Here is an 11,407-nt window from a genome sequence, read left to right as displayed (position 1 = left end):
CGCCAGGGCGGGAGAGTCGGGGATCGGCGTCGCCGAGGTCAGGCCATAGGCCCAGTCGACCAGCCGCCAGTTCAGCGACCAGACCATGCCGGAGGAGCCGACGGCCGAGCCCTTCACATTGGGTCGGTCGGTCTCCAGGGAATAGAGGCCGTAGGGCCAGTCGGCGGGGATCTCGCGCTCGTCGACCTCGTAGATCGGATCGGCGTCGACGACGTGGCGGGCCCAGGCGGCGCTGCCGATCGAGGCGGCCTTGGGGTCGACGCCGGCGATGCCGGCCACGATCCAGTAGGTCCTGGAAAAGTCGAACTGCTTGGACAGGATCGGCGCCGCGACGCTCTCACGGGCCCGGGCGCGCATGTCGGTCATGACGCCCAGCACGCCGGTCTCGGGAGAATAGCGGGCGGCGTGGCGAAGGCCGGGGACCTCGATGGTCTCCTTCAGCGGCAAGCCCTCGACCCAGGGCTGGAACTCGCCCGGCTGGTCGCCGGTGACCGCGCCGATCTCGAAGGTGGTCAGGACGACGACCTTGACCGGGATGGGCCGGGCGTCGGCCGCTCGCGCCATCGGCGCCAGTCCAAGGCACAGGGCCACCACAAGTCCCAGAAACCGCATCGCCAACGCCCCTTCCTGCCGGACGGCGAAGCTGGCGCGATGCGGGGCGGCTGGCAAGCCGAGGCGGAAAGACTGCGGTCCGCGACCGACGACTGATCAGTCCTTGGTCGGGTCGGCCGCGTTCGGGTCGCCGTAGGTCAGGGAGACGAAGACGTCCTCCAGGTCGGGATCCTCGGTGGCGATGTCCTTGATGTGGACGCCGCTGGCCCGCACCGCCGCCAGCACCTGCTCGACGCTGGACTGGCCGGTGCGATAGCTGACCTGGAAGGCGCCGCCCGAACGCAGCTTGGTGTCGAAGCCGGCCAGGGTCGGTGCGATGGTCACGGGCTGTTCGGGGGTGACCACGACGTTGCGGCTGTCCATGCGTCGCAGCAGGGTCTCGGTCGGCTCGCAGGCGACGACCTCGCCGCGGTTGATGATCGCGATCTGGTCGCAGAGCTCCTGGGCCTCTTCCAGATAGTGGGTGGTCAGCACGATCGTGACGCCCAGCTGGTTCAGGCTGGTGACATATTGCCAGAGCTGGCGGCGCAGCTCGACGTCGACCCCGGCGGTGGGCTCGTCGAGGATCAGCACGGGCGGCTGGTGGACCATGGCCTTGGCCACCATCAGGCGTCGCTTCATGCCGCCCGACAGCTGGCGGACATAGGCGTTCGCCTTGTCGCCCAGGCCCAGGGCGTTGAGCAGCTCGTCGGTGCGGCGTTCGCTCTTGGGCACGCCGTAGAAGCCGGCCTGGACCTCCAGCGACTCGCGCGGGGTGAAGAAGACGTCGGCGGCCAGTTCCTGGGGCACCACGCCGATGGCGGCGCGGGCGTCGCGCGGCCGTTGGTCGATGTCGCGGCCCCAGATCCGCACCGTGCCGCTGGTCTTGCGGGTCAGGCCCGCCAGGATGTTGATGAAGGTCGACTTGCCCGCGCCATTGGGACCCAGGAGGCCGAAGATCGAGCCACGCGGGATCTTCAGGTCGATGCCGTTCAGCGCCCGTTTTTCCGGCGAGGTCTTGGTGCCGGCATAGGTCTTGTAGAGATCTTCGGCTTCGATGGCGTAGGCGGGCAGGTCCATGTAGCGTCCAAAGCGGTCAGCGACGAAGCGCGGAAGCGCCGTATGGCGCGCGCGTCGATTGACGGCGCCTTCCGGCGTCGCATAGGTATGCCTCGTTCGCGGCCACGCCAAGGCCACGTCTGAATTCGAAGGTTTCGCCCATGGCGCGCAAGGCCAAGTCCACCTCCGCTCTCGACGCCCTGCCCGGATCGGCGACGGCCGAGCCCGCGACGGTTCCCACCGCCATGGACACCCTGGCGGCCGCCGGCCCCGCGCCGGAGATGATCGCGGTCCGCTCGCACCGCATCGCCTGCGATGGCGTCGGCGGGGCCTTGGGCCATCCGCGCGTGTGGCTGGAGATGGGCGCGGCCGGCTTCGTCGACTGCCCCTATTGCGACCGCCGCTTCGTGGCGACCACGGCGGTTGGCGACGAGAACGAGATCCTGGCGCCGGGCGTCTACGAAGGCGCCGGCGGCCACTAAGCCCGTGAACGACAGCGTCCCGCCCAGCCAGCGCGCCGAGACTCTCGCCAAGGCCTGGGAAAAGGCCGAGTGGCCGCACGAGGCGCCGGTGCTGCGCGCCATCGCCATGCCGTCCGACACCAACCCCGAAGGCGACATCTTCGGCGGCTGGCTGCTGTCGCAGATGGACCTGGCGGCGGCCTCGATCGCCTTTCACCGCGCGGCCGGCCGCTGCGCCACCATCGCCATCGACGGCATGACCTTCATCAGCCCGGTGTTCGTCGGCGACGAGGTCAGCCTGTTCGCCAAGGTGATCCACACCGGGCGCACCTCGCTGAAGGTCTCGGTCGAGGCCTGGCGCCGCCGCCGCGACGGCGAGCAGGCCCACAAGGTCACCGAAGGCGTCTTCACCTTCGTGGCCATCGACGAGCACCGCAAGCCAAGGCCGTTGCCGGTCTAGAACGCGTCAGACGACCGCGCCGAAGGCCTTGCCGATCAGGGCCGTCGCGGCCAGGGCCAGCACGCCCCAGAACGTCACCCGGATCATCGAGCGCCAGGGATTGGCGCCGCCCGCCCAGGCGCCCAGCCAGCCCAGCAGCGCCAGGGCGGCCAGGGTCGCCACCGTCACGGTCGGGATCATCAGCGGCATTGGCGCGGCCAAGGTCACGACCAGGGGCATGGCCGCGCCCACCGCGAAGGTCGCCGCCGAGGTCAGGGCCGCCTGCACCGGCCGCGCGGTCAGATGTTCGGAAATGCCCAGCTCGTCGCGCGCATGGGCCGCCAGGGCGTCGCCCTGGTTCAGCTGGACGGCGACCTGGCGGGCCAGATCGGGAGACAGGCCGCGCGCCACGTAGATCGCGGTCATCTCGTCCAGCTCCTCCTCGGGCTGGGTGGCCAGCTCCTGGCGCTCGCGGGCCAGATCGGCGGCCTCGCTGTCGGCCTGGGAACTGACGGAGACGTATTCGCCGGCGGCCATCGACATGGCGCCCGCCACCAGCCCCGCGGTCGCGGTCAGGACGAGACCCCCGCGCGAAGCCTCGGCGGCGGCGACGCCGACGATCAGGCTGGCGGTCGAGACGATGCCGTCATTGGCGCCGAGGACGGCGGCCCGAAGCCAGCCGATCCGCGAGACCGCGTGCCTTTCCGCGTGCGCCTTCAAACGGGTCATCGTTTCATCCTCTCCTCGGAGCCTCGGTGTCGACCCAAGGCATAGCACGCCGCGCGCGACGCGGCTTGAGGGCGCGCAACCGGGGATCAGGCCACCGGCGTCCAGAGCACGTCTTCGATCCGCCGCGCGCCCGTCGCCAGCAGGACCAGGCGGTCGAAGCCCAGCGCCGAGCCCGAGGCCTCGGGCATGTGCTCCAGGGCCGCCAGGAAATCCTCGTCGATGGGATGGCGCTCGCCATAGACGCGGGCCTTCTCGTCCATCTCGATCTCGAACCGGCGGCGCTGCTCGGCCGCGTCGGTCAGCTCGCCGAAGGCGTTGGCCAGCTCGACCCCGCAGGCATAGAGCTCGAACCGCTCGGCCACGCGAGGATCGTCGGCCTTCGGGCGGGCCAGGGCCGCCTCCGAGATCGGATATTCGCACAGGATCGTCGGCCGGCCCTCGCCCAGGCGCGGCTCGACCTTCTCGACGATGATCCGGCTGAAGACGTCGGCCCAGCCGTCGTCCTCGGCGACGCGGATCCCGACATCGCGGGCGGCGGCGGCCAGGGCGTCGCGGTCGGTCGTCCCGTCGGCGGCGACGCTGGCCAGCAGGTCGACCCCGGCGTGGCGGGAGAAGGCTTGCGCCACCGTCAGCCGCTCGGGCGTGGCGAACGGATCGCAGATCATGCCGCGGAAGTCGAAGCGACGGGTCCCCGCCGTCTCGGCCGCCAGGGCCAGCAGGGCCGCGCAATCGTCCATCAGGACCTGATACGGCGCCCGCGCCCGGTACCATTCCAGCATCGTGAACTCCGGATGGTGCAGCGGCCCGCGCTCGCGGTTGCGCCACACCTTGGAGAGGCTGAAAATCTTCTCCTCTCCGGCCGCCAGCAGCTTCTTGCAGGCGAACTCAGGCGAGGTGTGCAGGTAGAGGGGGCTGACCTCGCCCGCGGTGGTCAGGGCTTCGGTGGCGAAGGCGTGCAGGTGGGCCTCGGCGCCGGGCGAGACCTGCAGGGCGGCGGTCTCCACTTCCTCGAAGCCCTGGGCGTCGAACCAGGCGCGGAAGGCCTTGGTGATCCGGTTGCGGGCCAGCAGGAACGGGCGGCGGTCCTGGTGAACATCGGCGCGCCACCAGGAAGCGCTCGGGGCGGTGGTCGAAGGTGAGGACAATGTGCCAAAACCGAAGAGACTGGAGATTTCGCCCCGTTCGCTATACGAGGGCGCTCACGGATCAATAGCACGATCGCGCCCGCGGCCTCGCGCGCGCTTTCATCCAAGGAACGTAACTACGTGAAGGTCGCAGCCAGCTCGCTCCGCAAAGGCGCCGTCGTCGACATGGACGGCAAGCTCTATGTCGTCCTGACGGTCGACAATATCCATCCGGGCAAGGGCACGCCGGTGACCCAGCTGAACATGCGCCGCATCTCGGACGGCGTGAAGGTTTCGGAGCGCTACCGCACGACCGAGCAGGTCGAGCGCGCCTTCGTCGACCAGCGCAACCACACCTTCCTGTACCAGGACGCCGAAGGCTTCCACTTCATGAACCCGGAAACCTACGACCAGCTCGTGGCGACCGAGGAAGTGATCGGCGACGCCGCGCCCTATCTGCAGGAAAACATGACGGTCCAGCTGTCGACGCACAACGACGTGCCGATCGCCATCGAGCTGCCGCGCACCGTGATCCTCGAGATCGTCGACACCGAACCGTCGGTGAAGGGCCAGACCGCCAGCTCGTCATACAAGCCGGCCGTGCTCAGCAACGGCGTCAAGACCACCGTGCCGCCGTACATCACCGTGGGCACCCGGGTGATTATCCTGACGGAAGACAACAGCTACGTGGAACGCGCCAAGGACTGACCGTCCTTTCGCTTCGAAACTCGGAGGCCCGGGACGCCAGTCTCGGGCCTTTTCGTTACAGCCCGATCGCTTCCAGTTGGGCGGCGTTCATGGCGTCCAGTTGGGCGGCGGTCAGCTTGTTGACCTGGGCGCGCGACAGGCCGCTCAGCTGGGCGGGCGCGAAGGCGGCGATCTGGCTGGTAGTGAAGCCGGGGATCTGGCTGGGCATGATCTGGCCGATCTGGGTGGCGGTCAGGGCGTGAACCGACGCCGCCGGCAGTTGACCCACCTGGGTGGTGGTCAGGGCGCCCAGCTGCACGCCCGACAGACGCGCCAGCCCGTCGACGCCAAGGCCCGCCAACTGGTCGGCCGTGAAGCCGCGAACCTGGGCGGCGCTGAGGCCGCCGAACTGCTCGCCGGACATCGCCTCGACGGCGCCGATCGACAGGGCGCCGACCTGGGCCGCGGTGAGGGCGGCGACCTGGGTCCGACTGAGTTCGCCGACGTCGGTCGGGGTCAGCCCGCGCACCTGGACGGGCGTCAGGGCGGTGATCTGCGCGGCGGATAGCGCCGCCACCTGGGCCGTGGTCAGGGCCGAGATGTCGGCGGCCGAGAAGCTTTCCAGCTGCTGAGCGCCGAACGCGGCGAGCTGGGTGGCGGTGATCTCGCCGATGTCGGTGGCGCTGAACCGTTCGATCTGGCTGGTGGTCAGGCCGCGCACCTGGGTGGCGGTGAGACGGGCGAACTGGGTCGCGTCCAGGGCCGAGAGGATCTCGCCCCGAACGGCCCCGATCTGGGTCGCCGACAAGGCCGCCACCTGGGTGGCCGAGAAGGTCGCGAAGCCCGTGGCGTCCAGGCTGGCCACCTGGGTCGTCGACAGTCCGCCGAGCTGGGTGGTGGACAGGCTGGCCAATCCGCCGGTTCCCAGGGCCGCGAAGGCGGACGGCGACAGCGCCCCCAGCTGGCTGGCGCCCAGACTGGCCAGGTCCGTCGTCGACAGGCCTGCGATCAGGGTGGGGGACACCCCGGCCATCTGGGCGGGCGTGAGCTGCTGGAGGTGTCCCTCAATCAGCGAATCCGGCAGGGCGGCCAACTGGGCGGATGTCAGGCCCGCGAACTGCGTCGCCGAAAGCCCCGCCAGGGCCGTGGACGTCAGGCTGGCGAGATTGCCGGTCGACAGCGCGCCGAGCTGGGCCGCGGTCAGGCCTTTCACCTGGGTGGCGGACAGCTCGGCGAAGTCGCTGGCCGACAGCGCGCCGATCTGGGTCGTGGTCAGGTTCTGGACCTGGGTGGTCGAGAGACGCGCGACCTGGGTCGCGCTCAGGGCCGCGAAGGCGGTGGAAGATAGGGCCGCCAGGAAGCCGCCGCTAAGTCCGCCCACCTGGGTGTCAGCCAGGGCGGCCAGTTGCTCGCCGCTAAGACCCGCCGCCTGGGTGACGCTCAGGCCCGAGAGCTGGGCCGAGGTGAGCGCCGTCATCTGCGTCGTCGTCAAGGCCGCCAGGCTCTCGCTGGTCACGGCGCCCAGCTGAACCGCGCTCAAGGCCGCCAGCTGGGTGGGCGACAGGGCGCCAAGCTGCGCGGGCCCCAGCGCCGCGACCTGTGACGGCGAGAGCGCCTTGATCTGGGCGGCGCTCAAGGCGGAGACCTGATCCTTGCTCAGCGCGGCCAGACCGGTCGCCGCCAGACCCGCCAGCTGTGTCGGGCCGATGGCCGCGACCTGCGTCGGGCTGAATTCGGCCAGGTCCGTGTTCGTCAGGCCGCGCAGCTGGGTGGCGGTCAGGCCGGCGACCTGGCTGGTCGACAGCGCGTTAATGCGGCTCGCGTCCAGGGCCGAGAGCGCGCCCGCCGACAGGCCCGCCAGCTGGGCCGGCGTCAGTTGGGCCAGTCGGGTGGCGTCCAGTCCGGCCGCCGCCGTGGCCGACAGGCCCGCGATCTGGGTGGAGCGCAGCGCGGTCCATTGCGTGGCGCTCAGCTTGGCCAGGTCCTCGGCGTCCAATCCGGCCAACTGGGTGGCGGTCAGCCCCTGCGCCTGGGTGGCGCTCAGTCCGGCCCATTGGGTGGCGGAGAGGCTTTCGACCAGGCTGGCCGACAAGGCGCCGATCTGGGCGCCGGTAAGGGCGGCGATCTGGGTGGCGTTGAACGCGCCAAACTGGGTGGCGGTCAGGCTGCGGACCTGGGTGACGGTGATCCCGCGCAGCTGGCCGAGGTCCAGGCGCTGCAGGCCCTCGGTCGTCAGCCGCCCCAGGTTGGTGGGCGTCAGGGCGCCCAGTTGGTTTGCGCTCAGAGCCGCCACCTGGGTGGCGTCGAGGCTGGAGGCGATGTCGGACGGCAGCTTGCTCAGCTGGTCCGCCGTCAAGGCCTTCAGCTGGGTGGCGCCGAGCGCGGCGATCTGCGCGGGCGACAGGGCGTCCAGCGCGGTCACCGACATCTTGCCAACCTGGGCGGCGGTCAGGCCGCCGACCAGGGTGGTGGAAAGATGCTGAACCAGGGCGCCGATCTGGGTCCCGTCCAGCAGGGCCACCTGAGCGGCCTTAAGCTGGTCGACGTCGGCGCCGGTCAGGCCGCCGAGCTGGGTCGCCGTCAGGCCGCGCAGCTGATTGATCGTCAGGCGCGCCATCTGGGTGTCGTCCAGGGCCGAGAGGGCCGTGGGGGTCAGGCCGCTGATCTGGGCCGCGTTCAGGCCCACCAGCTCCGTCGGGGTCAAGTGGGCGACGTCGGTCGCCGTGAAGGCCTTCAGCTGGGTCGCGGTGATCCCAGCCATCTGCGCCGGGGAGAAGGGGCCGCCGTGGCGCAGAGCGCTCAGCTGGGTGCCGGACAGCGCGCTGATCTGGGCCGATGTCAGGGCGCCGGTCTGCTCGGCCGACAAGGCGGTCAGGTCGCTGGCCGACAAGGCTTTCAGCTGCAGGGCGGTCATGGCCTTCAGCTGGGTGGCGGAGAAGACCGAGAAGGTCTCGTCGGACAGGGCCGCCAGCCGTTCGGGCGGCAGATCGCGGATCTGGGTGGCGGTGAAGGCCTTGAGTTGGGCGCGGGTGAACTCGTTGAAGTCCTCGCCGTTGAGGGCCTTCAGCTGGCCGCCCTGCAGGCGGACGATCTGGCTGGCGCTGAGCGCGCCCACCTGGGTGGCGTTCAGCGCCGAGAAGCTGCCCGGCGACAGGCCGCCGATGGCCGCGGGGTCGAGCGCCGCGAGCTGGGTGGGGCTGAGGCCCGCCGCGGCCGTGACCGAGAGGGCCGCGGTATGGTTCGCCGTCAGGCCCTTCAGCTGCGTCGTGGTCAGGCTGGCCACGAACTGCGGCCCAGCCCGGCTAAGTTCGGTGGCCGACAGCGAGCGGATCTGGGTGGGGCTCAAGGCCGCCTTCCGTTCGCCCAGCGCGTTCAGCTGGGCGGCGTTCAAGATCGAGAGCTGGCCGTTGGTGGCGCCGCCCCATTGGGCCGCGGTGGTCAGGGCTATGGTCTCGGCGGGCAGGGCTCGCAGCGTCGCGACCGAGAGGCCCGCGAACTGGGTGGACGTCAAGGCGCCGACCTGCGTCGCCGAAAGACCGTTGACCTGAGTCGGGCTCAGCGAGCCGATCTGGCCAGGCGTGAAGGCGGAAAACTGCTCGGGGCTGAATTCGGCCAGATCCTCGGTCGTCAGGCCACGCATCTGGGCCGATGTCAGGGCGCGCACCTGGAGCTGGGACAGGCTCTGGACCTGCTCGCGGTTCAAGGCCGAGACATTCGTCGCGCTCAGCATCACGATCTGGCTGGTGCGCAGCCCGTCGAGCGCCTCGGTGGTCAAGGCCGCGACCTGGGTCCGCGACAGCGCCGACACCTGGCCCTGGTTGAGAACCAGAAGCTGGGCGCCGCTGAAAGCCACCGTGCTGGGCAGGCGCGGCAGTTGGGCGGCGGTCAGTCCGGACAGCTGGTTGACGCCGAACTTCGCGAACTGCTCCGGGCTGAGCGCGCTGATCGCGGTGACCGAAATCGCCGCGACCTGCCTGGAGGTCAGCTTGGCGAATTCCGATGGCGGGGCGGCGGCGATGGCCGAACCGCTCAATGCGGCGATCCGCGCCGGGGTCAGGTTGGACAGGGCCGACGGATCGGAGCTGACAGCCGCCATCGCTACTCCAGGAACTTTGGCAGCCACGGGCTGCAACCCACGCGAATCGCTTGTCCACTCTAGGTGGAGTCTTGTTTAGTTCAAACTGTATTTCCTATCCTGGGGGCGGCCGCAGCTCAGTGCGCGGTCTTCAGAAAGTCCACGAAGGCGCGTAGCGGCGCGGGCATGTGGCGGCGGCTGGCGTAGTAGAGGTAGGGTCCCGAGAACGGCGGCAGCCAGTCGTCGAGCACCGTCTCCAGCCGACCGGCCGCCAGCGCCTCGGCCACGAAGTCTTCGAACGTCGCCATCAGGCCGACGCCGGCCTCGCAGGCCGCCAGTTCGAGGTCGACCTGGGTCGAGGTCAAGCGGGCTGGCGGGTTGATTCGCACCACCTCGCCGTCCTTCTCGAACTCCCACGGATACGAGGAGCCGCTGACGAAGCGGTGGCGGATGCAGGCGTGGTCCAGGATGTCGCGCGGATGCGTTGGCCGTCCATGCTGGGCGAAATAGGCGGGCGATCCGACCAGGACGAACCGCTGGGGTCCCGACAGCGGCACGGCGATCATGTCCTTCTCCAGCCGCTCGTCGTAGCGCACGCCAGCGTCAAAGCCGGCCGCCAGCACGTCGATGAACGAGTCTTCGGCCACCACCTCGACGGCCACGCCGGGATGCAGCGCCAGGAAACGGGGCAGCAGCCTGGGCAGCACCACCTTGGCCACCACGCCGGGCACGTTCAGGCGCAGCGTGCCGGTCGGGCTGTCGCGAAAGGCGTTGACCTCGTCGAGAGCCAGGGCGACGTCGGCCAGGGCGGGCGACAGGCGCTCCAGTAGCTTCTGGCCGGCTTCGGTCGGGGTGACGCTGCGGGTGGTGCGGTTGAGCAGGCGCACGCCCAGCCGCGTCTCCAGCCGCCGCACCGCCTCGCTCAGCGACGAGGCCGAAACGCCACGCAGGGCCGCCGCCGCGCGGAAGCCACGCGCCCGGGCCACGGCGGTGAAGGCGTCGAGATCGGCGAAGTCGGCTTGCTGCATTGTGCGAAATTCCGAACGGGTCGTGCGAACCTTGTCGGATTATCGCACGAACCGATCGAGCGCATAACCTGCTCCACAACCACGGAGACAGCAGATGAAGACGCGCCAACTTGGAAAGACCGGCCCTGTCGTTTCGGCCTTTGGTCTGGGCTGCATGGGCATGTCGGATATGTACGGCCCCAGTGACCGGGCCGAGAGCCTGGCCACCTTCGACGCCGCCGTCGAGGCCGGGATCACCCTGATCGACACCGGCGACTTCTACGGCATGGGCCACAACGAGATGCTGATCGGCGAGGCGCTGAAGAACCACAAGCGCGACAGGCTGGTGCTCAGCGTCAAGACCGGCGCCCTGCGCGATCCGGCCGGCGGGTTCCTCGGCTATGACGGCCGCCCCAACGCCATCAAGAACTTCCTGGCCTACAGCCTCAAGCGCCTAGGCGTCGACCACATCGACATCTACCGCCCCTCGCGCCTGGATCCCGACGTGCCGATCGAGGACACGATCGGCGCGATCGCAGAGATGGTCCAGGCCGGCTATGTCCGCCACATCGGCCTGTCGGAGGTGGGTGCCGAGACGATCCGCCGGGCCGCCAAGGTCGCCCCCATCGTCGATCTGCAGATCGAGTACTCCCTGATCTCGCGCGGCGTGGAGGCCGAGATCCTGCCAACCCTGCGCGAGCTGGGGATCGGCATGACGGCTTACGGCGTCCTCTCCCGGGGCCTGATCAGCGGTCACTGGACCAAGGACAGCGGCAGGGCGGGCCGGGACTTCCGCGCCATAAGCCCGCGCTTCCAGGGCGAGAACCTGGAGGCCAACCTCAAGCTGGCCCAGGCCCTGAGCGCGGTGGCGCAGGCCAAGGGCGTGACCACGGCCCAGGCCGCCATCGCCTGGGTGGCCTCGCGCGGCGACGACATCGTGCCGCTGATCGGCGCGCGCCGTCGCGACCGTCTCTCCGAGGCCCTGGGCGCGCTGGAGGTGTCGCTGAGTCCGGCGGACCTGGCGGCGATCGAGGCGGCGGTTCCAGCCGAAGCCGTGGCGGGCACGCGCTACGCCGAGGCGATGATGGCCCACCTCGACAGCGAACGCCGTTCGCGCTGAGGCTTGCATCCGGGCCGAAGACGGGCGTCAGATGGTCCCATGACCACGCCCGTCTTTGACCTCGACCTGCTGCCCTTCGCCGTCCTGATGGGCGTTCAGATCGTCCACGCCGCCC

General features: G+C 70.0%; 9 protein-coding genes and 1 pseudogene. 4 read left to right on the top strand and 6 right to left on the bottom strand.

Features of this window, described 5'->3' with window-relative positions; translation table 11 throughout:
• Positions 1–612: pseudogene (locus VJ655_RS01765) on the bottom strand (purine nucleoside permease); the annotation flags it as partial.
• 96 nt (positions 613–708) lie between these two features.
• Positions 709–1,671 (bottom strand): ABC transporter ATP-binding protein, encoded by a 963-nt coding sequence (locus VJ655_RS01760; RefSeq protein ID WP_324097647.1) that lies wholly within the window; start codon positions 1,669–1,671, stop codon positions 709–711.
• Positions 1,672–1,895: 224 nt separating this feature from the next.
• Between VJ655_RS01760 and VJ655_RS01755 the strand changes: the two genes are divergently transcribed.
• The gene (locus tag VJ655_RS01755; RefSeq protein ID WP_324097648.1) at positions 1,896–2,132 is read left to right on the top strand and encodes a zinc-finger domain-containing protein; all 237 of its coding nucleotides are present in this window, start codon (positions 1,896–1,898) and stop codon (positions 2,130–2,132) included.
• Between the two features lie 4 nt (positions 2,133–2,136).
• The gene (locus tag VJ655_RS01750) at positions 2,137–2,571 is read left to right on the top strand and encodes an acyl-CoA thioesterase (RefSeq protein WP_324097646.1); all 435 of its coding nucleotides are present in this window, start codon (positions 2,137–2,139) and stop codon (positions 2,569–2,571) included.
• A gap of 6 nt (positions 2,572–2,577) precedes the next feature.
• Here VJ655_RS01750 and VJ655_RS01745 read toward each other — a convergent pair whose 3' ends face one another.
• Entirely contained in the window at positions 2,578–3,279 is a 702-nt protein-coding gene (locus VJ655_RS01745) for a VIT family protein (RefSeq protein ID WP_324097645.1), read from the bottom strand.
• Positions 3,280–3,365: 86 nt separating this feature from the next.
• Positions 3,366–4,424: an EF-P lysine aminoacylase EpmA gene (gene epmA / locus VJ655_RS01740; protein WP_324097644.1), complete on the bottom strand. Its 1,059-nt coding sequence runs from the start codon at positions 4,422–4,424 to the stop codon at positions 3,366–3,368.
• A 120-nt stretch (positions 4,425–4,544) separates the two neighbouring features.
• On the opposite strand from epmA, the gene efp reads away from it, so the two are divergent.
• Complete coding sequence (gene efp / locus VJ655_RS01735) at positions 4,545–5,111, top strand: elongation factor P (protein ID WP_324097643.1); 567 nt, start codon at positions 4,545–4,547, stop codon at positions 5,109–5,111.
• Between the two features lie 55 nt (positions 5,112–5,166).
• Here the strand turns inward: efp and VJ655_RS01730 are convergent, their stop codons facing one another.
• Positions 5,167–9,186, bottom strand: a complete 4,020-nt coding sequence (locus tag VJ655_RS01730; protein WP_324097642.1) for an ice nucleation protein — start codon at positions 9,184–9,186, stop codon at positions 5,167–5,169.
• Between the two features lie 116 nt (positions 9,187–9,302).
• A complete protein-coding gene (locus tag VJ655_RS01725; protein ID WP_324097641.1) occupies positions 9,303–10,193 on the bottom strand; it encodes a LysR family transcriptional regulator in 891 nt (296 codons plus the stop codon).
• Positions 10,194–10,287: 94 nt separating this feature from the next.
• Here VJ655_RS01725 and VJ655_RS01720 point away from each other — a divergent pair, with 94 nt between their 5' ends.
• Entirely contained in the window at positions 10,288–11,292 is a 1,005-nt protein-coding gene (locus VJ655_RS01720) for an aldo/keto reductase (RefSeq protein WP_324097640.1), read from the top strand.
• Positions 11,293–11,407 lie beyond the last annotated feature (115 nt).

It is taken from the genome of Caulobacter sp. (assembly GCF_035254145.1).
In the GTDB taxonomy this organism is placed as follows: domain Bacteria; phylum Pseudomonadota; class Alphaproteobacteria; order Caulobacterales; family Caulobacteraceae; genus Caulobacter.
The sequence above is the reverse complement of the archived record's forward strand: the minus strand, read 5'-3'. Positions and strand labels throughout refer to the sequence as shown.